The following is a 26,819-nucleotide window of genomic DNA, read 5'->3' as shown; positions in this document are numbered from 1 at the left end:
CATGCAGTCCGGGATGATGATGGCCGAAGGTGTCGAGCAGCACCTTGACCGACATTCCGAGAAGGCCTGAGACCTGCCCCGGATAGCGTGCCGCTGCATGAGCCACGTCGCCGCCGTGTGGCGCAGCGCGTGCGGCGAGATCTTCCCCTCCTTCGGCAACAGCCCTGACAGCCGCACGCGTCTGTATGGCACGGTTGGCTTCACGTGCGGCGAGGACGCAGAGCCGGTCGTTAAGCTGGTTGGCCCGCACGGCAGCTGTACCACGCTGCCGGGCTGGACGCGCACTTCAGGCTCTATCCGGACGTGCGCCACGAAATGGGAATGACGCCGGCAATGTGGAACGATGTCTTGGACATGTTTCGAGGCGCACCTGGTGCCGATTGACGCGTTGAGCCCGCCGCATACGCCGCAAGGCCTACGACGCACATGTGGACGCGGCACACCTAGCCCAAGACCGCCTCGCATGTCCCCGCACCTTGACCTGCGATCCACTGAACGATCAGCGTATCGACTACTGCACACGGTTGCCTCAAGAAGCTGGTCCAGCGGGACTCTTATTGCCGGCAACAGGAACGCCGTGCAGCGGCGCGTAGTTGGCTGCGAAATCCGAGCAGAGCTTGTTCTGGTACTCGATAGGTAACGACGCAAGCACCGATGCGGCCGCCACCGCCCTTGCATCGTCCTTTGATTTCACGGTGATGTAGGCGATCATTCGGTGAAGTGTCAGAAAAATCGAGAAAAAGTTTCGTGTGTTGACGTAGAAGCAATGATTGCTTTCGAGCTTTGTGCCCGGCCGGTCCTGCCAATGCCGCTGCACGATTGCGGTCCCCGCATCGAGATCGGTAACGGCAAAATTGCCGTAGCCGAGCCGAGTAAACAGCGGACGATTGCTGAGAAACTTGGCAAGGTCGAGCTCCTGTCCACGCACGGCCCCGATCAGCAGCATCTGATCCGCTACAGGAATGTTCTCACGGATCTGAAATCCTTTCGACAGTTCAAGCGCGCAGACTACGTAGCGCGGAAGGCGGGTCGTTTCCATCGCCTTTCCCTGTGCGGCCGGCGTGCACAGATCCTGCCTGACGAGTTGGGAGAGATGAGCGAGCGCGCCTGATACCCCGACCGCCTTCCCCTTCAAGAGCAAAGGCGCCGGGTCTTTCTCACGCAACGCGATTCCAATATCCAGCAGCCCGTCAAATTCATCGTCTGCAGGCAGGTCGATCTCGAGCATGGAAGACCAGCCGAACGGCCACAGCCAGATGGTTGACCGCACTCTCCCCGCCTTGTGCCACACGGCCTCGTTCAGCGTTAAGTCGAGATTCTTGGGCCTGCAGCGTAGAGGCCACACGAGATCGCAGGCATCTCCAAACGAGGTTATGGTCCCCGGGATATTGCTAGCGACCGCCTGATAGCGCGGCCAGAAGTGATTCCGGCGCAGGTCGAATTCATCATTCAGTGGAAGAAGGACAAGGTTCGCGAGCTCGATCTTGGCCCCCTGGCTGCGCATCTGGCGATAATCACGAGAGGACCAAAGGAAGTGAACCCGTGGATCAAAATCGGCCGCAACGAACGGCCGCGACCAGAGGTGAACGTCAAAAACACAATAGACAGCGCGCGCCATTATCGATTTCCTCACAAGATCGATTTCCTCACAAGCGCAGCATCCCCGGCATCTCGCTTCGCCGGTCATCCGCAAACCATTGTCTTCTCGCGCTTTGCGCGCTATTCTCAACGAGCTGTACAGCTGGGCGACTGCCCAAATATGTCGCCAGTGCTTACCGACCAGGCGAGCAAGGCGGCAGCGATCTCCTGGGACCGGCCGCAAGGCCGGTCCCGGCCGGCTCTTCAGGTTAAGGTGAGCGGTTTCATTTGTGCAAGATCCTCGCGCCCGGCCGGCAACCGCGCTGCCTTTTCGTCAAAGTACATCCAGAGAAATTCGGTCGGCTCAAGATTGCCGGCTCTTGATTCCTTGATCGGGTCGAACATGGTCGGTTCGACTCCCCATCGGGCTGCTGCATCAATGGGTTTGATGAACTCGTCTTTATCGAACCATTCTTTCATTTCCGATCGGCACTTCGCATCAGGCGCCTTGAGCTGAAACCAGCCGAGCAAAATCCTGCCGCCATTGCTTGCAGGCACAACAAGCGAGCCGAAATATTGCTTGCCATCCGCGATCATCATAACCGGATCGAGCTTGCCCCCGGCCGCACGCACGGCTTTCTGAATGATCGGGCCGACCCTGTCGGTTTCTTGGACAATGCGCGCGATGCGCTCCCGAGCGCCGATCATCGAAATACCTTGCAAGACGGCAGCCAAGATTCCGCCAAGCACAATTGCAGCGCCACACAGCGCGAGAAACGCGATCGCGCTCACAGTCGATCCGATCCCCGCAAAACGCAGCTGCAAGGAAGGAATGAGGTATGCCGTCCCAAGGAACAAAAGAGTCGAGATAAAGATGCTGAGTGTAACGGACTCGGTCGCGCCCAGTTCAACTCTTGACTCCTTGGGGGCGAATAGCCGCAAAATCATCAAGAAGAACGTGCCGGGAATGACGTACGACGCGAGGCGGAGCGAAACACCGCCCACGCTCTCAGTCCCGAAAAGACCGATGCTCATCTTCTTTTCCGCAACAGATGCGCCGGCGATCGTCTTGTTGTCCTTCACGTTCTGGAGCGAATAACTGACACTGAACGCCAGGTTCTCGTCCCGCTCTGCGATGCTGGAATCGGCCTTGAGGCACATTCTGCTGCGCACCAAGGTCGAACCGGGCTCAACGGTGCCGAGACCGATGGTGTCTTTTACGTCGCATGTGCCGTCTGGCCCGAGGCTTCCGATCTTCAAAGAAGGAGGACCAAACAAGCTAAGACCCGCGTCCATGATCCTGGCTTCGGTCGCATTCTCGATCCATATGCTGAAGCCCATCGTCTGGCCGGCGAGGATTTCATTGCGCGCGAGAATAACCGTCAACGCCGGCTTGCCGGGAGCATCGGCCCAGGTGAGGCCGGGAAGCAAGCAGGCCACCAGTTGAAGGACGATGGTCCAAAAAGCCCCATTGAGCCGAGGAATTGGAATAGAGCGCACGTCCCGCTCCCAATGAATTTCGCAGCGCAAGCTGCGCGGCGCGTTACTGCAGCAAACCTGTTTTCTACTAAAGCTTGCAACAGCGTAGGCTTGCTCGGGGGGCAATGCAAGGCCACTCGGCATCCGACCGGCGAGTTGCTCCCAGGCCTAGGCTTGATCAGGATCAAGCGTTCAAAACGGCGTCACTTCTATCTTGATTCGATGAAAGCCGTCCTTCTGAGGAGCGATTGATGCCTCACAAGCAGGTGCTGTTTCATTCCGCGGCCCGTGAAAAGATCCTGCGCGGAGCCTCGCTGCTTGCGGACGCCGTGCGCGTGACGCTCGGCCCCAAATCAAAATCAGTGTTGATCCAGAAGAGCTGGGGCACCCCGATCGTATGCAACGACGGCGTCACGATCGCCAAGGAATTTGACCTCAAGGATCCGGAGGAGAATCTCGGAGCGCAGGTGCTGCGTCAGGCCGCGGAGAAGACCGGCGATCTCGTTGGCGACGGAACAAGCACCTCGACGATCCTGGCACATGCGATTCTTGCCGACGGCGTCAGGAACGTGGTCGCCGGCGCCAGTGCCATCGATCTGAAACGGGGCCTCGACCGCGCTGCCCACGCGACGATAGCGGCCCTCCATGCCATGGCGCGCCCCGTCAAGACAAAGGCGGAAAGAGCTCAGGTCGCCACCATCTCGGCTCACAATGATCCATCGATTGGCGCGCTGGTCGCCGATGCGCTCGAGAAAGTCGGCAGCGATGGAGTGATCTCGGTGGAGGAGTCCAAGACCACCGAAACGTCGCTCGACGTGGTGGAAGGGATGAAATTCGACCGCGGCTTCCTGTCGCCCTACTTCGTGACCGATGCCGATCGCATGGAAGCGGTTCTTGAAGAGCCATTCATCCTGTTGTGCGACCACAAGATCAGCGCCCTGCGCGACCTCATTCCGCTGCTCGAACAGATCGCAAAGTCGGCACAACCGCTCCTGATCATCGCCGAAGACATTGAAGGCGAGGCGTTGGCCACGCTCATCGTCAATCAGCTTCGCGGCGTGCTCAAAGGCTGCGCCGTCAAGGCGCCCGGTTTTGGTGAGCGACGCAAGGCGATGTTGCAGGATATTGCAATCCTCACTGGCGCCCAGGTCATCTCCGACGATCTCGGTTCGAAGCTCGAAAACACCACTTTGCAGCAGTTGGGACATGTCGCCCGTGTGGTTGCCGACAAGGAAAACACCACGCTGATCGGCAGCAAGGGCGAACGCAGCCAGATCGATGCGCGGCTGCAACAACTCCGCCGCGAGATCGAGAAAACGACCAGCGAGTACGACAAGGAGAAGCTTGAGGAGCGGCTCGCCAAGCTGTCGGGCGGGGTTGCCGTTATCCGTGTCGGAGCGCCGACTGAAGCTGAGATGAAATCACGAAAAGAGGCGCTTGACGACGCCATCAGTTCGACGAAGGCGGCCGTTGCAGAAGGTATCGTGCCGGGCGGCGGGCTTGCCTTGCTTCGATGCATCGAAGCCGTCGGCAAGGACGAAGCACTCTGCGAAGGCGACGAAAAGACCGGTGTACAGATCTTGAAGCGCGCGCTCGAGGCCCCCGCTCGCCAGATCGCGGAGAACTCGGCAACGGATGGCGGCGTGGTCGTGGCGCGCATGCTGAGTGGCGTCGGCAGTTTCGGGTTTGACGCCGCGCGCAAGCAATATGTCGATCTCGTCGAGGCCGGCATTGTCGATCCCGCGAAGGTCGTTCGGACAGCCCTCGAGAACGCGGTGTCGGTTGCCGGCATCCTCCTGCTCACCGAGGCGACGATGACCGAAATCGCGGAGCCAAAGCGCGAACGGTTAGCGGAACCCGAAATTCCGGTGTGACGCTAGACCACGAAACGGGGCCGTGCCCCCTCCCCCGAGCGGAGCACAACTTTGCGGCGGACCGGTTAGTGACGGCCGGCCATTGACTGTTGATTCAAGTCAACATGCCGCTTCATCCGACGGAGAGTATGGATTGGGTCCCGGAGGGAGGTCGTCGTGATCGATATCAACGACATTCTCGTGTATATTCCGACCGAGCAGCCACCGCAGCCTGTCGTTGATGCCGCCGTCTCGTTGGCTGCCCGGTTCGACGCCCATCTCGATGCGATTGCAGTCGGATACATCCCGCCCGGTAGCGCGTATGTGGTCGATGGAGGCGCGGGCGCAGCAGTCGCCGCTTCAGAGATCTTCGAAATGGAGCGGCAACGCGCCGCCCAACGCAGCGCGGCTGCACTCGCCATTTTCGAGACGGAAGCCCGGAATGCGAACATCTCTCACGCAAGCCGCTCGGTCGAGGACCTGCCCGGTGAAGCCGCGTCCGCGCTCGGCGCTGCGGCCAGGCTCTATGGACTGACGGTGGTCCTGCAGACGGACGCAACACAGGACAGCTACGACACTCGAACTGCGACGGAGATCCTGCTCCAGGCGGGCGGACCCGTCCTGTTCGTGCCGCATATCTTCCGCGGCCCCTTCAGGGCCAACCGTATCGGCATCTGCTGGGATGGAAGCCGCCTTGCCGCCCGCGCTTTAAAGGACGCAAGACCGTTTCTTTCTCAAGCAGAAGCGCTGGTCACGATTTCGATCAATGAGGCGCAGGTTGCTCCCACCGAGGCCTCAGCGCGGAAATTGACTGAACACATGGCTCGCGCCGGACTTACGACAACGCTGCTCGAGCTGACGGCAGAGCATTCCGAAATTCAGCCGTCCATCCTGTCCCTGGCCGCCGACGAAAGTCTCGACATGCTGGTGATGGGGGCATATGGGCATTCCCGCCTGCGGGAAGGCATTTTCGGCGGCGTCACCCATGAAATGCTGAGGACGATGACGATCCCGACCCTGCTGTCGCATTGAATCGAGGCCGGCATCCGTGCTCGCCGGATCATGGCAACGGACGTGATTGCGGTGACGCCGTCGATCCGGGATGCCGCTATTGTGGCCAATCTAGGAGAACGCATCATGAGCGTAACAGGCGTCACCGCGCTGGATCACACCATTCAGGAGACCAATCTCTGGCTCAAGGCGATCGAGGAGAAGCTGGAGCTCGGTAGTCGTCAACAGGCCTACAACGCGCTCCGGGCTGTTCTGCATGCGTTGCGCGATCGCGTATCTCCGGAGGTGGCGATCAAGCTTGGCGCCCAGCTGCCTGCGCGGGATCTACTACGAGAACTGGCACGCGGCGGGAACGCCGACCAAGGAGCGACATGCCAGCGACTTCGCGGATCACGTCGCCATGGAGCTGCCCCAGCAGTTTCCCATCGCGCCGCTGACCGTCATTCGCGGGGTGTTCGAGATCGCGTGGGAGAAGCTCGATCCCGGTGAATTTGAGAAACTGATGCACCATCTGCCGGTGCAGCTCCGCGAATTGAAATCCTAATCCGGTCATCTGGCCCCGCCCGGCACGTCCGCCGCGCACTCAGCGACGGGACGCCTTCGTACCGGCCCAATCGCGTGTCGCCAGACCAGCGGCGATGCCGTCAGACCGTCGAATGGACCGCGCAGCCGGCCAAGTGAGCTTCCCAAGTGAGCTTCGATGTGCAGGGATCAGCGCTTTCCTGAGCAGCGAGCATTCATTTCCTGACTGCAAGAATGTAGAGGTAGCTCATGATCGCGTAGACGTCCTCGTCGGAAAATTCGATTTGCGGCATGTCCCTGTGCTTCGACACCATGCCTTCCGACAGCTCCGCCTGCAACTCGCGCCGATTGAACCGGGCGTAGATATCGCGCATCGGCGGAGCATTCTCGAGCGGGCTTTCGCCAACCGATTTGATGGCATGACAGCGCCCGCATCTTTCCTGCAGGATGGTCCTGCCTCGTTGCGCGGCCTTGCTGAGGTTCGCGGCGTCCACGTTTGTCGGCCAACACGAGAGCAGTCCGACGAAGAGGCCCAGAGCCCGAAACTTGAAACGCCCCGACATGCGTCTGGCTCTCCGCGGCAATATAACAGCCCCGCCCGTTGCTCGAGTGCAAGCGAACTTAATAGCAGACCCGCACGTAATGCACATGCCCCCTGTGCCGGACAGCTCGGACATAGCAGTCGCCGTATCCGTACGGTCCCCAGAACGGTCCTGGCCCCCAATACGGTGCCGGTGGGTAGTAATAGACTGGCCCCGGATAGCCGTAATAGGGATACGGCCCCCAATAGCCGCCGCCGAGGGCCGCGCCGAACAGCGCGCCGGCAGCCAGGCCGCCGACGATTCCCGCGGCAATGCGCCCGTTGCGAGCGTCGGCACCCGTGGGTGCAAGCAGCGCGAGGGTCAGGACGGCCGCGGTCGCAACCGTGCCAATCTTCTTCCCGAAGCTCATTTCACCCCTCCTTTGCTGTCATCTAAGATGAGCGCAACTTCGCGTGCGCCACGTTGCGAAGGATCAAGCAATCCGGCTAGCGCTTCAGCATTTTCTTCGTCCGCGACAAGGGTTGAGTGTTGATGACGTCTGCGGCTTCGAGCCAGCCTCGGCGCGCCTGATCGACGCCGAAACGCATGTTGGCGAATCCAGCGGTCGAATGTGCGTCCGTCGAGATCGCCAGCTTGACGCCCGCGGACTTGGCGGCATGAACATGGATATCGTTGAGATCGAGCCGGTCCGGGTCGGCGTTGAGCTCGAGATGACAGCCGCGCTCGCCCGCCGCCGCAATGACGGCTTCCATGTCGATCTCGTAAGGCTCGCGGTCCCCGATCAACCGTCCGGTCGGATGGCCGATAATCGAGACATGGCGATTGTCCATCGCCCGGATGATGCGCTCGGTCTGCATCTTGCGCGAGAGCTCGAACTTGTAGTGAACGGAAGCAACGACCAGATCGAGCCGCGACAGGATCTTGTCGGGCAGATCAAGCCGTCCGTCCGCCAGAATATCGACTTCGGCGCCTTTCAGCACCGTAAAGCCATCCAGCCGGTCGTTCAAACGATCGATCTCGTCGATCTGACGCGACAGACGTCCGGCATCGAGACCATGGGCGACAGTGACGTGTTGGCTATGGTCGGTCAGAGCCATATAGGCATAGCCTCTTGCCTTGGCGGCAGTCGCCATCTCGGCGATCGCGGCGGTGCCGTCGGTCCATTTGGAATGGACGTGCAGGTCGCCTCGAATATCGGACAGCGTAATCAGTTTCGGGAGCTTCTTTGCCTTTGCGAGCGCGATCTCGCCGCGATCCTCGCGCATCTCGGGCGGAATCAGGGGCAGCCCGAGCTTGCCATAGATCTCCTCCTCGGTTGCTCCGGCGATGCGCCGTTTGCCGGCGAACAGACCATATTCGTTCAGCTTCCAGCCGTGGTCGGTAGCGAGTCCGCGCAAGGAGATGTTGTGCGCCTTGGATCCGGTGAAATACATCAGCGCGGCGCCGTAGCTGGCCTCAGGAACAACGCGCAGGTCGACGTGCAGCCCGGAGCGCAGCACCACCGCCGTCCGCTTATCGCCATGAGCGAGCACACTGGCGACATTGTCGTATCGAGAGAGTCTCCCGCCGGCGGCGTGGCCGTCACGTGCCACCATCAAGATATCAAGATCACCGACGGTATCGCGCCTGCGACGGTAGCTTCCGGCGACGATCACCTTTCCATCGGTCGCGTCTGGCCTCAGATAGCTGAGGAGTGCTTCCGCTTCGGCTTCGGCCTCGGATAGTCTGAAGCGCCTCTCGGCTCGAGGCTTGGCCAACGCCGCGGTGAGCTTTTCCTCGCTCTTGGCACCGAAGCCCCGAAGCTCTCTCAGCCGACCCGACCTCACCGCGCGCCTGAGGTCCGCGAGTGACCGCACGCCCAGCTTGTCGTAGAGCAGTTTGACGCGTTTCGGACCCAAGCCCGGGAGTGCCGCGATCTCTCCGAGATCGCCGGGCAGTTCACGCTTGAGCTTGTCCAGCACATCGAAATGATGGGTTGCGACGATCGTTTCGATCTTTCCTGCCAGATCCTTGCCGATACCTGGCAGCTCGGAAAGATCCTCACCCGCCTTCAAGAGGTTGGTGATGCTCTTGGGCAGACGTTCAATCACCCGCGCAGCATTGCGATAGGCCCGCGAACGAAACGGATTGTCGCCTTTGATCTCGAGAAGTTCGGCGGTCTGGTCGAACATCTCTGCAATTTCGGCATTCTGTACCGGCATCGATGCACCTCCGTCGCTTGACAAGCTAGAGAGGGATCGAGCCGCTTCCCTTGATGCAGATCAGAATTCAGGGACGCGAGCCTATCCGGTCGGCGACAGCTGCCAGCTGTTCAAGATGGCTTGAAATCTGCACCGGATAGGGCGCGACCGCTTTGGAGGTTCTCAGGTCCGGAGGCAGTAGATCGAGCTGCCGGCGCGCGTGAGCCCGGATGTCGTGAAGTGAAGGTTGAGAGGCGATAGGGCGTCCGCCGAGCATCACCGCCTGGATCAGCGTTTCCCCCTCTTGTTGGTCCTCCTCGGTCGAAAGAATGTCTGCGAGCATGCGGCCATCCCTGTCATACCGGCGCCAAACCTGCTTGCGGCCGGGCCAGGTGGCCTTTCCCGTCGAGCGCTTGCGACGGGGCAAGCCCGCATACTCCTGCAGCTTATAGGCACAGTCGAGTGCTGGCGCATCGGACGACGTGACGAGGCCCGTGCCGATGCCGATACCGTCGATCGGCGCCGCATCCCGAGCGAAGGCAATCAGGGTACCCTCCTCTATCCCGCCACTGACGAAGATGTCGGTGTCCTTGAGTCCGCCGGAATCCAGAATGCAGCGCACCTTCTTGGCGAGCGCAGACAGATCCCCGCTGTCAAGCCGCACGGCGCTGACCGCAATTCCAAGCTCCTTCAATCGGGGCGCCAGCATGACGACCTTCCTCGCGGCCGCCTCGGTGTCATAAGTGTCGATCAGCAGGACGAGATTCTCTGGCCTGGCGCGCGCAAACGCCTCGAATGCTGTAGCTTCGTCATCAAAGGATTGAACAAACGAATGCGCCATGGTGCCATAGGTCGGAATGCCGAATGACTTCTCGGCCAGGAGGGTTGCCGTACCGGAGAACCCAGCGACATAGCTCGCGCGGGCGGCCAGCAGCCCTGCCTCGGCACCATGGGAGCGACGCAAGCCAAAATCGACCAGGAGCTTGTCTGGCGCGAGTAAGACCATGCGCGCGGCCTTGGAGGCAATCAGCGTCTGAAAATGCAGGATGTTGATCAGGCGCGTCTCGACAAGCTGCGCCTCCGGTAAAGGAGCCGTAACCCTAAGGATCGGTTCGTTGCCAAAGAACACGGTGCCTTCCGGCATCGCGTGAACCTCGCCGGTGAAGCGGAAATTGGCGAGATAGTCGATCAACGACTTGCTGAACTTTTCCGTTCGCTCAAGCCAGCCGAGTTCGTCTTGCGAGAACCGTATGTTTTGCAGGAAGTCGAGCGCCTGCTCCAGTCCGGCCGCCATCAGGAAGCTGCGCTGAGGCGGCAGCTTGCGCACAAAGAACTCAAATACGGCTGTATCAGTCTGGCCCGATTCAAGATACGCTTCGATCATGGTCATCTGATACAGATCGGTTAGCAGCGCGCTCGGTAACGGGTCCATCGATGTCCTCGGCGCTCACATGACGTCAGCCATCCTGTCGATGTCTGCGCATCCCTATTTGACGCCGGTCAAGAGGCGGAAGCAAGTTGCCTCTATCCTCTTTGGTGGAAACGCCGCGGCGTCGCGAGCAAGGCGCGGCAGTGAGCGTCCGAGGCAAGAGCCATGCCCTATCGCACAAACATCGATCTTCCCCCTGCTGTTCGCGCTCACCTCCCATCGCACGCGCAGGACATCTATCGGGAAGCATTCAACCACGCCTTTGCCTCCCATGCGGAAGACGAACGGCAGGAAGAGATTGCTCACCGCACAGCCTGGGCAGCGGTGAAGCGATCCTACGTGAAGGTCGGCGACCGCTGGGAGCCGCTGCCCCACGACCATTAGGCGCCGGCTCGTCAGGAGGCGTGCATGGATCTGCTTGATGGAAACTGCCTCAAAGTGGCAATCACCTCGTCGTCGCTGACCTGATGAAAGTCGCGATAGAAATAGCCGATCGCGCCAAACTCCTGAGGCTCATGCAGACAGACGACGGCATCGACTTCCGCATGCAATTTCCTGATGGCGTCCGGCGGCGCGACCGGGACCGCAAGCACGAGCTCTTTCGGTTCCTGCTTCCGAACAGCCTTGATGGCGGCAAGCGTGGTTGCGCCTGTCGCAACGCCGTCATCGACGATGATCGCAACCTGCCCCTTGACTTCGGCGCGAGCCCGATCGCCCAGATAGCGCTTGCGGCGCCGTTCGATCTCAGCACGTTCCTCCCTGCAGACGACCTCAAATTCTTCGGAGGTGACGCCGGATAGCTCGATCACGTCCTGGTTACGTATGGTGGTCATGCCCTCACCATCCGCGATGGCGCCCATTGCGAGCTCCGGCTGCCCCGGCAGCCCGATCTTGCGGACCAGCAGCAGATCGAGTGGCGCATTGAGGGCTGCTGCGACTTCCGCCGCAACCGGCACGCCGCCGCGTGGCAGCGCAAGAACGACCGGGTGCCGCCCCTTGTATTTGAGCAGCGCCTCGGCGAGTTGCCGGCCGGCATCGGTTCGGTTCTGGAACAGCATGGCAGACCTCATGCGGAAGAGGGGCAGGATATGAGCCGGACAACCACTGCTATTGATCCGTATCAAGCTGCCGGCTGCCTCGATTGGCGATAGGCATCATATGCCCGGATGGCAGAATGAACCCTGGGGCGAGGACGCTGAGAATGGCAGCGCGACCGCTCTTGCTCGCAAGGTGGCGTTTCTCAGCCGGCCGGACAGTTATGTCCCGGTGCCCGACGCTGTGATCACGCGGGAGACCCACATGTCCTGGGTCTTCATGGTTGACGAGCGCGTCTACAAGCTCAAGAAGCCGGTTCATTTTCCATATCTCGATTTCTCCAGCCTTGAGCGCCGCGCAGAGGCCTGCCGCGCTGAGGTTTCGCTGAACCGAAGGCTGGCGCCCGACGTCTATCACGGCCTGGTGCCGCTGACGGCTGCGCCGGGTGGTTACGCCATCGGAGGAGGCGGACACATCGTTGATTGGCTCGTCGTCATGCGCCGGCTCGACGAAGGCCAAACACTCGAAGTCGGGCTTCGCGATCGCAAGGTCTCCCAGGCCCAGATCGATGGTTTGGCAAGTCGCTTGAGCCGCTTCTATTCGCATGCGCGCCGGATCATGATCAATCCGGAGAGCTACATGGTGACCCTGCAAAAGGCAGTTCTGGCGGATCGGCGAGGTTTGCTCGAGTCGGCCTTCGACCTGCCCCGCGGCACCATCGAGCGCATCGCCAACCTGCAATGCCGTTTCCTGCGGCAGCGGACCGATCTACTGGCGCAGCGGGTGCATCACCGGCTCGTCCTCGACGGCCATGGCGATCTGCGGCCGGAACATATCTGGTTGAGCCCTCCCTTCCCCATCATCGACTGCCTGGAGTTCAATGCCCGCTTGCGGACGTCGGATGCACTGGACGAAATTGCCTTCCTGCACTTGGAATGCGCTCGACTGGGAGGACCGTGGGTCGGTGAGAGGCTTCGGCGATATCTGGCCGTCCAGCTCAATGATGACCCGGCCAGCGGACTGTTCTTGTTCTATCGGATTGGCCGCGCCATGCTGCGCGCCAGGCTATCCATCGCTCATCTCGCCGACGCCCATCCACGGACGCCGGAAAAATGGCCGCGGCTGGCGCGCACCTATCTCAAACTTGCCAAGGCGGACGCAGCGCAGCTTGAGCGGCAGCTCACGGCGTGAGCCAGAATTTGAATTGCGGGGATCAATCCTGATACGGAAGCAGCTCCGTCAGCGGCTCGTTGTGGTGCAGCCGACGAATGGTCTCTCCGAGAAGGGGCGCCGCCGAGACAATCTCGAGCTTATCGCGAACCGCGCCCGGCGGAAGCCTGAACGGTGGCACGCTGTCGGTCGCGATGATGCGGCCGATCGCAGGGTCGGCGAGCGTCGTTGCCGCGCCCGGCATGAACAAGCCGTGCGCCACGCAAGCTATCACCTCTTCGGCCCCATGGGCACGGGCCGCCTTCGCCGCCCGCACCAGGGTTCCACCGCTGCTGATGAGATCATCCACGATCACGCACAGCGCGTTCGCCACCTCTCCGGCGAACAAGTCGCCCGAAACGACGCCGGAGCTGCGATGCTTCTCCACGAATGCCTTGCCGATCGGACGGCCGAGCGCTTTCCCCAGAACCTCGCGGAGCAGGTCCGCGCGCTTGCCGCCTCCGAGATCCGGCGAAACCACGGCAATCGGCCGATCAGCCGCGATCGCCTTGATCCTGCCGATCAAGAGCGGCGCCGTGCTCAGCGCTACCGATGGGCAACGGAACGCGTTCTCGAACGCGGCCTCGTTGTGAACTTCGAGGGTCACCACTGCGTCAACACCGATCGCCTCGAACATGGTCGCAAGATAACGGATCGTGACGGGGTCATTGGCCTTGGTGCGACGATCCTTTCGCGCATAGCACAGATACGGTGCGACCGCCGTCACCCGCGCAGCACCGGCATCCTTCAACGCTCCGACCAGGAACAGCAGCCGGCACAGCTTGTCGTTCGGACTCTCGTCAGGACCGCCATGGAGGCTATGCAGAACGTAGACGTCGCAGCCGGCGACAACTTCCAGCGGCCGCACCTTGTGTTCGCCGTCCTCGAAGCTGCGTTCTTCGACAGCGGCGAGACGGCATCCGAGCGCGTGAGCGATTTTTTCGCCAAGCCCTTCCGTGCCATGAAGACAGAACAAACGCAGGCGATCACCAATCATCGGTTACCTCCAACGTCAAACCTGCTCGCCGCTCGCGTCTCGGCCGCCGATCTAAGCCCGCAGCCCATGTTTCCCGAGCAATCTGACTGTGCTCGCCTGCGGTCCTTTTTCTCCGATCTCCTCGACGTAGCTTACGCGGGCGCCGGGCACGATGCTTGGTCCACCATCAACGACACTATTGCAGTTGAAATAGACTTCGTGGCCGTCGGCGGCTTCCAGAAAGCCGAACTGGCCGCTTGGATCGATACGCGCAACGGTTCCGATCGGTTGAGGCTCGTGCGTCTTGACATCGCCACGCATCAGTCGCGCCCGGTCCTGCAGTTGTCGACGCGCGCGTTTGAATGCGTTGTCCACGGCGAAGGTCAAGTCGACGTACCGTTCATCCAGCTTCGGGGTACGTCCAACGTGGACTTCCCGACCGTCGGGCAGCGCCAGCCGAACGCTCACCAGATATTGACCGCCGGTTTGGTGATGGCCGCCCGGACCTTTGACCATGACGCGCGCCGCGGTGATCCGGCCGAAGCGGCTCTCCAGTTCCGCGACATGTTGCTCAACGGCAGCCCGGATTTCAGCGGAGACGCGAATCCCTTCAAATTCGATTTGAACTGGTGTTTGCATTTCCGGCTCCTCTCCCGTGTCGAACTTATTGGACCACGGGAGCGAGGAGCAGCTTTGAGCAAGATCAACTTGCCTTTAGCGTTCTGGCTGCCACGCGATCACGATCAGCTCGCAGCAAACACGAAATCGTCTGCGCGATCGCTCGCGCAGACGCCAGGGCATCCGGAACCAATCAGCCGATCTCACCAGGGGCCGCCCCACGGACCGCCCCAGCCATAATAGCGATGCCGCCAATACGGACGGGCATAGTAGGGACGGCCGTAATACGGCCCGTAGCCGACGCCGACATAGCCGTAGGGCGGACCATAATAATAGGGATCGTCGTAGTAATAAGGCGATGCCGTCGCCGCGATCCCGGCGCCGAGAAGCGCGCCGGCCGCGAGCGCGCCTGCTCCCCAGCCCCAGCCGCCGCCACGCCAACCGCCACCACGCCAGCCGCCGCCATGCCAGCCGCCATAGCGGACCTGAACCGTGCTGAGCGGCGCAACGTCGGCCTTCGCCGCGGCCGACAGCGCAGTGACGGGTGCAGACAACGCCGGAGCGCTCGCTCCGGCCAGCAGCGCGCCGGACAGGGCCAGCGCTCCCACATAGTTCAAGCTTCGCATCGCAAGGACTCCTCGACCAAGGTCATCACGCATGACTGCCCGCGAAGGTCATCCGGCGCAGTCCTCCGCCGCGATCGCGGCGACGAGCAAATGAGTTGCTCGTCGCTACGAACCACCTGTCGGCGCGACTGTTCCATTGCAAAAGCGCGATCGCCGGCGAGACATCCCTTCAATGCCGGCCGAGATTGCTCGAGCTGCCGGAATTGTCGTCGCCGGAGCTCGGGCTGTTGTTGTCGAGCAAGCCGGTGGCGTCATTCGGCGCCGATGGCGTGCGCCCCGATCCGTTCCCCGCCGCACGGCTCCTGCCGCGCCCCACCCCATTCCGGTCGTCCCCGTCGCGTTTCCGGGTCCGCCCGGCGTTGAGGTTGTCGCGTCGCGGGAGGCGCCGGCGCTGCTGCCACCCGTGCCGCTGCTATCAGCCAAGGCGAGCTGCTCGACAACGCGAGCGCAGCAGCGGATGCGATCAAGGCCAATTTCATGAGGATGTCCTTCCTTAAGGAAGGACAACGCCGCCTCGGACGGGATGGTCCCGAAGGATCAGCTTCGCCGTTTGCGGCCCTGCGCTGCCGCGGCCTGCTTGCGCAGACCCTCGGCCGCGCTGCCGACGATCTCGGAAATCTGCATCAGTTGCTTGGCGAGCGGGCTGGTCTTGCGCCAGACCATGCCGACCGTGCGCTGCGGCTGCGGATCGGCGAAGCGCGCCAGCGACACCGACGCCGACCGCGTCTCGACGCCGACCGCCATCTCCGGAATCAACGTCACGCCCATGCCGGCGCCGACCATCTGCACCAGGGTCGACAGCGAGGAGGCATCGAGCATCTCGCGCGGCGCCTGCATGTTGCAGAACGACAGCGCCTGGTCGCGGAAGCAGTGCCCCTCCTCCAGCAACAGCAGCCGCATCTCGCGCAGCATCTCGCTGCTCGGCACCGCCGCGCCTTCATATTCCGGCGGCCGCACCAGCAGGAAGCTCTCCGCGAACAGCGCGACCTCGGTCAGCGACGGCTCCGACACTGGCAGCGCGACGATCGCGGCATCGAGCCGGCCCTCGACCAGTTCCTCGATCAGCTTCGGCGTCTTGGACTCGCGGACGTGGATGTCGATCTCGGGATGTCTGCGCGTCAGGTTCCCGATCACCTTGGGCAGCAGATAGGGCGCGATCGTCGGGATCATGCCGAGCCGCAGCCGGCCCGTGAGCTTGTCGCGCGAGGCGCGGGCGAAATCGCCGAGCTCATCGACCGAGCGCAGGATCTCGCGCACGCGCTCGGCGAGCTGCTCGCCGAATCGCGTCAGCACCACCTGGCGCGCATTGCGCTCCAGCAGCACGCCGCCAAGCGCGTCCTCCATCTCCTTGATCTGCATCGACAGCGCCGGCTGCGAGATCGCGCAGGCCTCCGCGGCGCGGCCGAAATGGCCGAGACGCGCCAGCGCATCGAAATAGCGAAGCTGCCGCATCGTCAAATGTATCATCAGTTTATCTTATCGTTCACCGCCGCGGAGTCAATTTTCCCTGACCACAATCTTGAGATGCAGCGGTCATGCACCGTGTCCATATGCGTTTGAATGGCGTCAGACCAGGTTCATCAGATAATCTTATCGTTGCGATCACCAATCTCAATTTCCCCTGATCGAAGCAGCCGCGTAGGGTCCCGGCTCCCACCCCAGGGGGGAACCATGACGATCACGTCAGGAGAGAAACATGGATGACGTCAGCAAGTGCCCGTTCTCGGGCGGCTTGAAGGGATTTTCGAACAAGGATTGGTGGCCGAACCAGCTCAATCTGTCGGTGCTGCATCAGCACTCGAACCTCTCCGATCCGCTCGGTGAGGCGTTCGATTATTCCAAGGAATTCAAGAGCCTCGATCTCGACGCGCTGGTCAAGGACCTGCACGCGCTGATGACCGATTCGCAGGACTGGTGGCCGGCCGATTTCGGCCATTACGGTCCGCTGTTCATCCGCATGGCCTGGCACGCCGCCGGCACCTATCGCATTGGCGACGGCCGTGGCGGCGCCGGCACCGGTCAGCAGCGCTTCGCGCCGCTGAACAGCTGGCCTGACAACGCCAACCTCGACAAGGCCCGCCGCCTGCTGTGGCCGATCAAGCAGAAGTACGGCCAGAAGATCTCCTGGGCCGACCTGTTCGTGCTGACCGGCAACGTCGCGCTGGAATCGATGGGGTTCAAGACCTTCGGCTTCGGCGGCGGCCGCGCCGATACCTGGGAGCCCGAGCAGGACATCTATTGGGGCCCCGAGGGCAAGTGGCTCGCCGACGAGCGCTACAGCGGCGACCGCGAGCTCGCAGGCTCGCTCGCTGCCGTGCAGATGGGCCTCATCTACGTCAACCCGGAAGGCCCGAACGGCAATCCCGATCCGCTGGCTGCCGCGCGCGACATCCGCGAGACCTTCGCCCGCATGGCGATGAACGACGAAGAGACGGTGGCGCTGATCGCCGGCGGTCACACCTTCGGCAAGACCCACGGCGCGGGTGATGCGTCGCTGGTCGGGGCCGAGCCGGAAGGCGCCGACATCGCGCAGCAGGGTCTCGGCTGGGCCAGCAAATACGGCTCGGGCAAGGGCGGCGATACCATCACCTCCGGCCTCGAAGTGATCTGGACGACGACGCCGACCAAGTGGAGCAACAACTTCTTCTGGAATCTGTTCGGCTACGAATGGGAGCTGACCAAGAGCCCGGCCGGCGCGCATCAGTGGAAGCCGAAGCACGGCGCCGGCGCCAACACGGTGCCGGACGCGCATGACAAGTCGAAGCGGCATGCGCCGTCGATGCTCACCACCGACCTCGCGCTGCGCTTCGATCCGGCCTACGAGAAGATCTCGCGCCGCTTCCTGGAGAACCCGGATCAGTTCGCCGACGCCTTCGCCCGCGCCTGGTTCAAGCTGACCCATCGCGACATGGGTCCGAAGGTGCGTTACCTTGGCCCGCTGGTGCCGAAGGAGGATCTGATCTGGCAGGATCCGGTGCCGGCCCTCGATCATCCCGTTGTCGACGACAAGGACGTCGCGGCGCTCAAGGCGAAGATCCTCGCCTCGGGTCTGTCGGTGTCGCAACTGGTGTCGACGGCCTGGGCCTCAGCCTCGACCTTCCGCGGCTCGGACAAGCGCGGCGGCGCCAATGGCGCGCGCATTCGCCTGGCTCCGCAGAAGGACTGGGCGGTCAACAACCCGGCCGAGCTCGCCAAGGTGCTCTCGACGCTCGAGGCCATCCAGAAGGAGTTCAACGCGCAGGCCTCCGGCGGCAAGAAGATCTCGCTCGCCGACCTGATCGTGCTGGCCGGCAATGCCGGCGTCGAGGCGGCCGCCAAGAAGGCCGGCGTCGAGGTGACCGTGCCGTTCGCGCCCGGCCGCACCGATGCCTCGCAGGAGCAGACCGACGTCGAGTCGTTCGCGGTGCTCGAACCGACCCATGACGGCTTCCGCAACTATCTCAGCGGCAAGCAGTGGCTGTCGGGCGAGGAGCTGCTGGTCGACAAGGCGCAACTGCTCACCTTGACCGCGCCGGAGATGACCGTGCTGGTCGGCGGCCTGCGCGTGCTCGGCGCCAACGCCAACGGCTCCAAGCATGGCGTGTTCACCGAGCAGACCGAGACGCTCTCCAACGACTTCTTCGCCAACCTGCTCGACATGGGCGTGGCCTGGCGTCCGGTCGATCAGGGCGAGCACACCTTCGAGGGCCGCGACCGCAAGTCCGGCGCGATCAAGTGGACGGCGACCCGCGCCGACCTGATCTTCGGCTCGCACTCGCAGTTGCGCGCGCTGGCCGAGGTCTATGCCAGCTCGGATGCCAAGCAGAAGTTCGTCAAGGACTTCGTCGCCGCCTGGACCAAGGTGATGAACCTCGACCGGTTCGATCTGAAGGCCTGAGGCGACAAGCCGACTGACCGACACCAAAGAGAAGCGGCGCTTCAGTGATGAAGCGCCGCTTTTTTCATTGGACATGTCTATCAGTCGCGGGCCCGTCAGCGCGCCGCGGCCGAGCCGCCGCCGTCGATCTGGCGGCCCATCAGCGCGATCGCCTTCTGATAGACGCCGGCGGCGTTCCAGGCCTCGATGGCGGCGAAGTTCGGCTCGCCCGGCTGATAGCCGGCGCCTGCCTTCCAGCCGTTGGCGCGCAGGAAGTTCGCGGTCGAGGCCAGCGCGTTGGCGGCGACGTCGAGATTGCCGACGCCGTAAGCGAGGATGTTCTTCGGCATGAATTGCGTCTGCCCGACCTCGCCATGCATCGAGCCGCGGGTGTTGCCCGAGAGCACGCCGCGGTCGATCAGCTTGAGCGCGGCATAGAGCTGGTCGGTGAAGAACTCCGGACGGCGGCAGTCATAGGCGAGCGTCGCGATCGACGACAGCATGTGCTGATTGCCGCGCTGGCTGCCGAACGCGCTCTCCATGCCCCAGATCGCGATCAGCGGTCCGGGCGGCACGCCGTAACGCTGCTCGATCGAGGCGAACATCGCCGCCTGCGACTGCTTGAGCTGGCGGCCGCGCGCGACGATCGCAGCAGCCCCGCGCTTGGCGAGGAACTGATCGAGCGACAGCGAGAAGCTGCGCTGGCCGCGATCGGCGGCGATCGTCGCGGAGGCGTAGTTGGTCTGCATCAGTGCGGCGATCGCGGCGCCGCCGACGCCCTTCGCCCGCGCCTCCTCGCTGAATTCGCGCTTCCACGCCTCGAACCCCGCCGGCGACGAACCGCACTGCGCCGCTTGCGCAACGCCGCCGCAGGCTGCGAGCAGCGTCGCGACGGTGAACGTGAAGGTGATCATGGCCCGGCGCTTAATCATTCAGACTCCTCTGGTCGCGTCCGCCGATGCGGCCTGCATCGTGACCCCTGTCGGGACATCGGACGCCGCTGCGCGGCAATATCGGCCGCTCCCGGTTGAAACGGCGACAACCTATCGGAAATGGAAGAAAATCATAGCCGGCGGCGTATTAGCCGCAGATGAACGCGCCGAGCACCCGTGATTGCGCAGCCGCCCATCGACATGCGTGGCCGTGCGGGTTCCAAGGATGCAGCTCCCGCAATCGTGATCAGCGCCATCTACATCATCATGAACGGCCGGACGTCCACCGGTTTCAGGCCGGTCGAAAACAGCGCCAAGGCGATCGCGATCCGCTCGCTGGCCATGAAGAGCAAACGCGAGATCCAGAGCTATCTCCCGCCACCTTATCAGTTCGCCAGGCACAATGGCTTGGCCTTCAACGTGACGGCGATCGCCCCTCCATCCCGAGGGCCACGGCGTCGGCTTCGACACCGACTACATGACGCCGCCGGTACCGTAACCTTGACATATACGCTGCCCTTTATTATAAAACGATACAGTTTCGTTTTACCACAACCGTTTTCCGAGGGAATGCTCTACAAGCACCGACCGAGATCGGAGACAGCAGGCCGTCATGAAACGAATCATTCTGTTGACCTTGATCCTGCTGTCATGGGCGCCCCTGGCGCACGCGGTCGCCGGGACCGGCTCCGGCATGCAGACCGAGAGGGATCCGTCAGCCTCCACCGATCCGGCACTGAGCCAGGAAACGATCGATCGCGAGCTCGACAAGTTCCGGCGGACGGAGGTGTCACTGCACCAGGCGCTGCGGATCGCCGAAAGGATTCATCCGGGCTCCAAGACCGCGGACATCAGCTTCGAGGGTGGGCTCGACGCGCCCGTCTACAAGGTCCGAACCCTGCAGAGCGGACGGATCTGGGAATCCGACATCGACGGCACCACGGCAAAGGTGCGCAACAGCGTGCTGTTCTCCACCGTGGATGGACTGAGCGAAAGCGATCGTAACAGCCTGGCTGCCCTCACCACGGTCCGGCTCAAGATGTCGGATGCGATTCGGATCGCCGAGCGCTCGGCGGCCGGCCGGGCGATCAGTGGCGGCCTGATGAACAAGGACGGCAAGCTCGCCTTCGTCGTGGTCGTCGTCAGCGGCAACGATCTCAAGCAGGTGACGCTCGAACCGTCATCGCTCCGGCGACGCTGATCGCGCTGCTCAGACCTTCGGCTGCAGCGCCAGGAACGTCTTGACTCGGTCACGGACGAAGCCGGGCAGCTCCCTGCGGATCGTCCTTTCGCTCTCGCCCATGAGCGAGCGCATGATCACCGGCATGACGATCAGATCGATGAAGATCTCGGCAGAAACGGCCGACGCCTTCGACGGCGTCCGGCGAGCGGTCGTGGCCGAGGCGCCGATCGTCTCGCCGAGCAGCACCGCCACGGCATGGGTGGCCCGCTTGCGCGAGACGTCATGAAACTGACAACTGAGATCGGGAAACCGGTAAGCCTCCCCGATCGTGACCCGTAACAATCCCAGCGAGTCCTTCAGCGCGCGATCGACGATGGCGATGGCCAGTCCAACCAGCTTTTCCTGTGCGGTGCCGGCCACCGGCGTGTAGGACCCAAGATTCATCACGTCGTTGATGGAGCGCGCGACGACGGCGGCAAACAAGGCGGCCTTGCCGGTGTATCGGGCATAAATCGTCGGCTTGCTGGCGGGGGCGCGCTCGGCGATCTCGTCGATGCTGGCGCCGTCAAAGCCGCGCTCGAGAAACACCGCGCGCGCAGCGTCCAGAATACGTTCCTCGATATTTCCAGCCAGCGCCTTCGGCGGCCGTCCCACCCGCCCGCGAAACGCTTCCGTGCGTGCAACGTCCGTACGTTTCAATTTGGCCTGCGTGCGGGCCATACTCAACGACCTCGACTCGACATGAAGATATGTCGTCAAGGGATTACACGTTCTTGTCGAGACGGCAATAGAACGACCACGCCACGCGGCTATGCGCATGGTGGCGTACATAATCGGCAACGCATCAGCACAAACACCTCAAAATACCTCAGGTAACAAGCTCCCCGAGATCGTCGAACACGGCGAGCGCACCGTCGAACGCGTCGTCATGAAAGTAGAGGCTGCGCGTGATCAGCACGGGAACGCCGGCGCGGGTCGCAGCCATCAACCCGTTACCGGAGTCCTCGATCGCGATGCAACTGGCCGCGGGTAGATCGAGCTGCGACAAGACCTCCAGGTAGACATCGGGCGCAGGCTTCTTGCGCACGACATCGTCGGCCGCCACGACGGCGGCAAATCCTGCCTCCCAGTTCGCGCCCAGCGCGGGCGCCAACAGGGCATCGATATTGGCGCGCGTGGTGGTCGTCGCGATCGCGAGCCGCTGCCCGCGGGCCGAGGCAGCCTCCAGCAATGCTTGCACGCCCGGGCGCAACGGGCAGCCCTTGTCGGCCATCAGCGCGGCAAACCGCTCCGTCTTGATGCGATGAAGCCGGGCAACGACGGCGTCGCTGAGCGGAGGACCCGTGCGCCGCATCTGGTCGAACGCACGAACGCGCTCCTTGCCACCGGTGACACGCAGCAGCTCCTTGTAGATGCGGCGGCCCCAGTGCCAGTCGATGCCCACCGCGACGAACGCCTCGTTGAAGGCCTCGCGATGGATTTCCTCGGTCTCGGCCATCGTGCCGTCGACGTCGAAGATCAGTGCGCCGGCGTCGGCGATGCGGCGCCGGAGGTCGTCGAGCGGCGCGTTCCTCACCAGAGCCAGACTCATGATTGCACCTCCACCCTGCCGTCTCCCGCGTCGGCCCCCTTGGCGAACACGCGGCTTGCCAGCACGTCGCTGGCTTCGATCGACATCACGTCATCGGACGTCAGCACGCGGTCGAGCCGCGACACCAGCCGGTTGGCCTGGCGCAGGCGGATCCGATCCAGCGCGTTGCGGATCGAGCGCGCGTTGGAGAACATGGGCTGAGTGCGCCGGACGGCGATGTATCTTTCGAAAGCGGCGCGGGCCTCCGGCGTGAAGCGATAATTCTGCCCTTCCAGCATCATCTCGGAGATCGTCAGCAGCTCGGCCTCCGAATAGTCGGGGAAGTCGATGTGGTGGGCGATGCGCGAGCGGAAGCCGGGATTGCTCTGGAAGAACTTCTCCATCCGGTCGGCATAGCCGGCAAGAATGACCACGAGATCCTCGCGCTGCGACTCCATGATCTGCAGCAGGATCTCGATCGACTCCTGGCCGTAGTCGCGCTCGTTCTCGGGACGGTAGAGATAATACGCCTCGTCGATGAACAGGACGCCCCCCATCGCCTTCTTCAGCACCTCCTTGGTCTTCGGCGCGGTGTGGCCGATATACTGGCCGACGAGGTCGTCGCGGGTGACGCTGATGACGTGGCCGCGGCGCACGAAGCCGAGCCGGTGCAGGATGCCGGCCATGCGCAGCGCGACAGTGGTCTTGCCGGTGCCGGGATTGCCGGTGAACGACATGTGCAGGGTCGGAAACGTCGTCGCCAGCCCCATCTTGCGGCGGATCCGCTCCATCATCAGCAGCGACGCGATCTCGCGGATTCGCGTCTTGACCGGGGTGAGCCCGACCAGCTCGCGGTCGAGCTGCTCCAGCACCGGCGCAATATCGACGCTCTCGAACTCGCGGCGCAGGTCGACGGTGTCGACCGGCGTCGCCTCGGTGGTGTCCGTCTGCGTGGCCTGCATCATCGACTGGTGCTCCGTTCTGGACGTTCGCATCAGATCGCCGTGCGTTCGATTGCGAACCTGGCAACAACGAAGCAACGGCAAATACAAGGTGATATGGCCGCTCCGGGCGGAGATCCCTGCCACGCCGCAGACCCGCAGACGCAGCAGCGACCTCCGCCCGCCAGGGATCAGTAACGCTGGCCTTCCGGGCGCTCGGCCGCGTAGGACCGCGTCGAATAACGCTGATTGCGCCCGACGGTTTCCTGCCGGTCGAGCCGGAAGCCCGGCTCGTTCTGCGGCCGGTTGACGATGAAGGACAACCGGGTCGATTCCCAGCCATGGCTGGAATCGAAGGCCGAGATGCGGATGTAGCGGTCGCCGTAGATCTTCCGGCACTCGGTCAGCTCGCGCATGATGCCGGCAGCGTCACGCAGGTCGAACATCGGCAGGCCCCACATCTCCCAATAGGTGTTGCGGGGATGCGGATCGTCGGTGAACTCGATGTTCACGGCCCAATTCTTCTCGAGGCAATACTGGATCTGAGCGGAGATCTGCTCGTCGGTCAGATCGGGCAGGAAAGAAAAGCAACCCTGGGTCACGCGCATGTTGATGTCTCCTGATATCGCTGAAACGGGCGAGCCGGTGTCCGGCTCGCATCGCGGCGTCGCATCGAACGATTGTTAGGCGGCAGGCGTCACTGTCGGGACGAAGTCCGGCGAATCGGTCGATTCGTAGTTGAAGGTGACGTCCTTCCAGATCTCCAGCGCCTCGCGCAGCGGCGTGCAGGTCTGTGCCGCCTTGGCCAGGATCTCCGGACCTTCATGCACGTAGTCGCGGCCCTCATTGCGGGCGAGGATCATCGCTTCCAGCGCGACGCGGTTGGCGGTCGCACCGGCGGCGATGCCGCGCGGATGGCCGATCGTGCCGCCGCCGAACTGCAGCACGACGTCCTCGCCGAGCAGGTCGAGCAACTGGTGCATCTGGCCGGCATGGATGCCGCCGGAGGCCACCGGCATCAGCTTGTTCAGGCTGGCCCAGTTCTGGTCGAAGAACACGCCATGCTCCAGCCGCATCGGATTGAAGTCCTCGCGGCAGATGTCGTAATAGCCGCGCGTGGTGTTCGGATCGCCTTCGAGCTTGCCGACCACGGTGCCGGCATGGATGTGGTCGACGCCGGCGAGCCTCATCCATTTGGCGATGACGCGGAACGACACGCCGTGCGCGCGCTGCCGCGTGTAGGTCGAGTGACCGGCACGATGCAGATGCAGGATCATGTCGTTCCGGCGCGCCCATTTCGCCATCGACTGGATCGCGGTGTAGCCGATCACGAGGTCGATCATGACAACGCATGACCCGAGCTCCTTGGCGAACTCGGCGCGCTCATACATGTCCTCCATCGTCGCCGCGGTGACGTTGAGGTAGGTGCCCTTGATCTCGCCGGTCGCCGCCTGCGCCTTGTTGACCGCCTCCATGCAGTACAGAAAGCGCTCGCGCCAATGCATGAACGGCTGCGAGTTGATGTTCTCGTCGTCCTTGGTGAAGTCGAGCCCGCCCTTCAGCGCCTCGTAGACGACGCGTCCGTAGTTGCGGCCGGACAGGCCGAGCTTCGGCTTGACGGTGGCGCCCAGTAGCGGCCGGCCGAACTTGTCGAGCCGCTCGCGCTCGACGACGATGCCGGTCGCCGGCCCCTGGAACGTCTTCACATAGGCCACCGGCAGCCGCATGTCCTCCAGCCGCAGCGCCTTCAGCGGCTTGAAGCCGAACACATTGCCGATGATCGAGGCGGTCAGATTGGAGATCGAGCCGGGCTCGAACAGATCGAGGTCATAGGCGATATAGGCGAAATAGCTGCCGGGCGAGCCCGGCACCGGCTCGACGCGGTAGCACTTGGCGCGATACTTCTCGGCCGCCGTCAGCCGGTCGGTCCACACCACGGTCCAGGTCGCCGTCGAGGATTCGCCGGCGACCGCGGCGCAGGCCTCGGTCGGATCGACACCGTCCTGCGGCGTGACGCGGAACAGCGCGATGACGTCGGTGTCCTTGGGCTGATAGGACGGCTCCCAATAGCCCATCTTCTTGTATTCCATCACGCCGGACTTGTAGCGATCCTTGCCGCGCACCGTGATCGATTGGTCGTTCATGTGTTCCTCCTGGATTTTCGTTGTGGCTGTGGACGTCACGCAGCTTCGGTCATTCCCCCAATTCGTGGATCGAGCGCGCCGGAGCGATAGCGCTTGGCCATCTCCGACAGCGGCAGCACCTTGATCCTGGATGCATTGCCGGCGGCGCCGAACTGCTCGAACCGCTCGCGGCAGAGCTCGCGCATCGAATCCATCGCGGGCTTCAGGAATTTGCGCGGATCGAACTCGCTCTTCGACGACGCGCCGACTTTTCGGAAGATGGCGGTCATTGCCAGCCGGCAGTCGGTGTCGATGTTGACCTTGCGCACGCCGTGACGGATGCCGCGCACGATCTCCTCGACCGGGACGCCCCAGGTCTGCGGCATCTCGCCGCCGAACTGGTTGAACATGTCCTGCAGGCTCTGCGGCACCGAGGACGAGCCGTGCATGACGAGATGCGTATTCGGCAGCCGGCGATGGATCTCCTCGATCACGTTCATGGCGAGAATCTCGCCGTCCGGCTTGCGCGAGAATTTGTAGGCGCCGTGCGAGGTGCCCATCGCGATCGCCAGCGCATCGACCTTGGTGGCGCGGACGAAGTCGACCGCCTGGTCGGGATCGGTCAGCAGCTGCTCGCGGCTGACCTTGCCCTCGAGGCCGTGACCATCCTCCTGCTCGCCGCCACCATGTTCGAGCGAGCCGAGCACGCCGAGCTCGCCCTCGACCGAGGCGCCGACCCAATGTGCCATGTCCGTGACGCGCCGGGTAATGTCGACATTATAGTCGTAGTCCGCCGCGGTCTTGGCGTCGGCCTTGAGCGATCCGTCCATCATGACAGAAGTGAAGCCGTACTTGATCGCGGTGGCGCAGGTCGCCTCGTCATTGCCGTGGTCCTGGTGCAGGCAGAGCGGGATCTGCGGATACATCTCCTCCAGCGCGTCGATCATCTTGGACAGCATGATGTCGCCGGCATAGGAGCGCGCGCCGCGCGAGGCCTGGATGATCACGGGGGCATCGACGGCCGCGGCCGCCTCCATGATCGCCAGCCCCTGCTCCATGTTGTTGATGTTGAACGCCGGCACGCCGTAGCCGCGCTCGGCCGCATGGTCCAGCAATTGTCTGAGCGTGATCCGCGCCATGTTGGTCTCCGTCCCTG

Annotated in this window: 24 protein-coding genes and 1 pseudogene; 7 read left to right on the top strand and 18 right to left on the bottom strand. The window is 63.0% G+C overall.

The annotated features are described in order from the left end of the window. Positions 1-529 precede the first annotated feature (529 nt). Positions 530-1,618: a hypothetical protein gene (locus QX048_RS09755; protein ID WP_316200716.1), complete on the bottom strand. Its 1,089-nt coding sequence runs from the start codon at positions 1,616-1,618 to the stop codon at positions 530-532. A 224-nt stretch (positions 1,619-1,842) separates the two neighbouring features. Beyond that, positions 1,843-3,078, bottom strand: coding sequence for a hypothetical protein (locus QX048_RS09750; protein WP_315827741.1), 1,236 nt, complete (start codon positions 3,076-3,078; stop codon positions 1,843-1,845). 230 nt (positions 3,079-3,308) lie between these two features. Here QX048_RS09750 and groL point away from each other — a divergent pair, with 230 nt between their 5' ends. From groL to QX048_RS35240, 3 genes and pseudogenes are all read left to right on the top strand, one after another. Then, positions 3,309-4,931: a chaperonin GroEL gene (gene groL / locus QX048_RS09745; protein WP_315827740.1), complete on the top strand. Its 1,623-nt coding sequence runs from the start codon at positions 3,309-3,311 to the stop codon at positions 4,929-4,931. Positions 4,932-5,087: 156 nt separating this feature from the next. Beyond that, the gene (locus QX048_RS09740) at positions 5,088-5,942 is read left to right on the top strand and encodes a universal stress protein (protein ID WP_315827739.1); all 855 of its coding nucleotides are present in this window, start codon (positions 5,088-5,090) and stop codon (positions 5,940-5,942) included. Positions 5,943-5,972: 30 nt separating this feature from the next. Further along, positions 5,973-6,465 (top strand): annotated as a pseudogene (locus QX048_RS35240) (DUF2267 domain-containing protein). Positions 6,466-6,658: 193 nt separating this feature from the next. On the opposite strand, the gene QX048_RS09730 reads toward QX048_RS35240, so the two are convergent. The 4 genes from QX048_RS09730 to QX048_RS09715 form a co-directional block, all read right to left on the bottom strand. Beyond that, positions 6,659-7,006 carry a cytochrome c gene (locus tag QX048_RS09730; protein WP_315718648.1) on the bottom strand — a complete coding sequence of 116 codons (348 nt, stop codon included), beginning with the start codon at positions 7,004-7,006 and terminating at the stop codon, positions 6,659-6,661. A 58-nt stretch (positions 7,007-7,064) separates the two neighbouring features. Next, the gene (locus QX048_RS09725; protein ID WP_315827737.1) at positions 7,065-7,394 is read right to left on the bottom strand and encodes a hypothetical protein; all 330 of its coding nucleotides are present in this window, start codon (positions 7,392-7,394) and stop codon (positions 7,065-7,067) included. Between the two features lie 76 nt (positions 7,395-7,470). Further along, positions 7,471-9,186 (bottom strand): DNA polymerase/3'-5' exonuclease PolX, encoded by a 1,716-nt coding sequence (gene polX, locus QX048_RS09720; protein WP_316191935.1) that lies wholly within the window; start codon positions 9,184-9,186, stop codon positions 7,471-7,473. Positions 9,187-9,253: 67 nt separating this feature from the next. Then, entirely contained in the window at positions 9,254-10,597 is a 1,344-nt protein-coding gene (locus QX048_RS09715; protein ID WP_315827735.1) for a nicotinate phosphoribosyltransferase, read from the bottom strand. A 162-nt stretch (positions 10,598-10,759) separates the two neighbouring features. Here QX048_RS09715 and QX048_RS09710 point away from each other — a divergent pair, with 162 nt between their 5' ends. Beyond that, on the top strand, positions 10,760-10,978 hold the full coding sequence (locus QX048_RS09710) for a ChaB family protein (RefSeq protein WP_315714354.1): 219 nt from the start codon (positions 10,760-10,762) through the stop codon (positions 10,976-10,978). An 11-nt stretch (positions 10,979-10,989) separates the two neighbouring features. Here QX048_RS09710 and QX048_RS09705 read toward each other — a convergent pair whose 3' ends face one another. Then, positions 10,990-11,652: a phosphoribosyltransferase gene (locus QX048_RS09705; protein WP_315714353.1), complete on the bottom strand. Its 663-nt coding sequence runs from the start codon at positions 11,650-11,652 to the stop codon at positions 10,990-10,992. A gap of 52 nt (positions 11,653-11,704) precedes the next feature. Between QX048_RS09705 and QX048_RS09700 the strand changes: the two genes are divergently transcribed. After that, positions 11,705-12,820 carry a hypothetical protein gene (locus tag QX048_RS09700; RefSeq protein WP_315827734.1) on the top strand — a complete coding sequence of 372 codons (1,116 nt, stop codon included), beginning with the start codon at positions 11,705-11,707 and terminating at the stop codon, positions 12,818-12,820. Positions 12,821-12,842: 22 nt separating this feature from the next. Here the strand turns inward: QX048_RS09700 and QX048_RS09695 are convergent, their stop codons facing one another. The 4 genes from QX048_RS09695 to QX048_RS09680 form a co-directional block, all read right to left on the bottom strand. Next, positions 12,843-13,835, bottom strand: coding sequence for a ribose-phosphate diphosphokinase (locus QX048_RS09695; protein WP_315714351.1), 993 nt, complete (start codon positions 13,833-13,835; stop codon positions 12,843-12,845). A gap of 51 nt (positions 13,836-13,886) precedes the next feature. Continuing rightward, the gene (locus QX048_RS09690) at positions 13,887-14,453 is read right to left on the bottom strand and encodes an HPF/RaiA family ribosome-associated protein (protein WP_315714350.1); all 567 of its coding nucleotides are present in this window, start codon (positions 14,451-14,453) and stop codon (positions 13,887-13,889) included. Positions 14,454-14,635: 182 nt separating this feature from the next. After that, positions 14,636-15,058: a hypothetical protein gene (locus QX048_RS09685; RefSeq protein ID WP_315827733.1), complete on the bottom strand. Its 423-nt coding sequence runs from the start codon at positions 15,056-15,058 to the stop codon at positions 14,636-14,638. A gap of 537 nt (positions 15,059-15,595) precedes the next feature. After that, positions 15,596-16,525 carry a hydrogen peroxide-inducible genes activator gene (locus QX048_RS09680; RefSeq protein ID WP_315714347.1) on the bottom strand — a complete coding sequence of 310 codons (930 nt, stop codon included), beginning with the start codon at positions 16,523-16,525 and terminating at the stop codon, positions 15,596-15,598. Between the two features lie 229 nt (positions 16,526-16,754). Here QX048_RS09680 and katG point away from each other — a divergent pair, with 229 nt between their 5' ends. Further along, positions 16,755-18,935 (top strand): catalase/peroxidase HPI, encoded by a 2,181-nt coding sequence (gene katG, locus QX048_RS09675; RefSeq protein WP_315714346.1) that lies wholly within the window; start codon positions 16,755-16,757, stop codon positions 18,933-18,935. A gap of 95 nt (positions 18,936-19,030) precedes the next feature. Here the strand turns inward: katG and QX048_RS09670 are convergent, their stop codons facing one another. Further along, positions 19,031-19,846, bottom strand: coding sequence for a lytic transglycosylase domain-containing protein (locus QX048_RS09670; protein WP_409977953.1), 816 nt, complete (start codon positions 19,844-19,846; stop codon positions 19,031-19,033). Between the two features lie 613 nt (positions 19,847-20,459). On the opposite strand from QX048_RS09670, the gene QX048_RS09665 reads away from it, so the two are divergent. Further along, positions 20,460-21,047, top strand: coding sequence for a PepSY domain-containing protein (locus QX048_RS09665; RefSeq protein WP_315714344.1), 588 nt, complete (start codon positions 20,460-20,462; stop codon positions 21,045-21,047). A gap of 9 nt (positions 21,048-21,056) precedes the next feature. On the opposite strand, the gene QX048_RS09660 is transcribed toward QX048_RS09665, so the two are convergent. The 6 genes from QX048_RS09660 to fba all read right to left on the bottom strand — a co-directional run bounded on the left by QX048_RS09660 (position 21,057) and on the right by fba (position 26,802). Then, a complete protein-coding gene (locus QX048_RS09660) occupies positions 21,057-21,749 on the bottom strand; it encodes a TetR/AcrR family transcriptional regulator (RefSeq protein ID WP_315714343.1) in 693 nt (230 codons plus the stop codon). 148 nt (positions 21,750-21,897) lie between these two features. After that, positions 21,898-22,620 (bottom strand): HAD-IA family hydrolase, encoded by a 723-nt coding sequence (locus QX048_RS09655; protein ID WP_315714342.1) that lies wholly within the window; start codon positions 22,618-22,620, stop codon positions 21,898-21,900. Next, positions 22,617-23,561, bottom strand: a complete 945-nt coding sequence (gene cbbX / locus QX048_RS09650; RefSeq protein WP_316192035.1) for a CbbX protein — start codon at positions 23,559-23,561, stop codon at positions 22,617-22,619. Before cbbX ends, QX048_RS09655 begins: the two co-directional genes overlap by 4 nt. 170 nt (positions 23,562-23,731) lie before the next feature. Then, positions 23,732-24,148 (bottom strand): ribulose bisphosphate carboxylase small subunit, encoded by a 417-nt coding sequence (locus QX048_RS09645; protein ID WP_315714341.1) that lies wholly within the window; start codon positions 24,146-24,148, stop codon positions 23,732-23,734. A gap of 75 nt (positions 24,149-24,223) precedes the next feature. Then, on the bottom strand, positions 24,224-25,684 hold the full coding sequence (locus QX048_RS09640; RefSeq protein ID WP_316186773.1) for a form I ribulose bisphosphate carboxylase large subunit: 1,461 nt from the start codon (positions 25,682-25,684) through the stop codon (positions 24,224-24,226). A gap of 35 nt (positions 25,685-25,719) precedes the next feature. Next, positions 25,720-26,802 (bottom strand): class II fructose-bisphosphate aldolase, encoded by a 1,083-nt coding sequence (gene fba, locus QX048_RS09635; protein WP_316191936.1) that lies wholly within the window; start codon positions 26,800-26,802, stop codon positions 25,720-25,722. Between the last annotated feature and the right edge of the window lie 17 nt (positions 26,803-26,819).

This window comes from Bradyrhizobium sp. SZCCHNS30572, assembly GCF_032484415.1.
In the GTDB taxonomy this organism is placed as follows: domain Bacteria; phylum Pseudomonadota; class Alphaproteobacteria; order Rhizobiales; family Xanthobacteraceae; genus Bradyrhizobium.
This window is presented reverse-complemented; position numbering and strand designations above follow the sequence as displayed.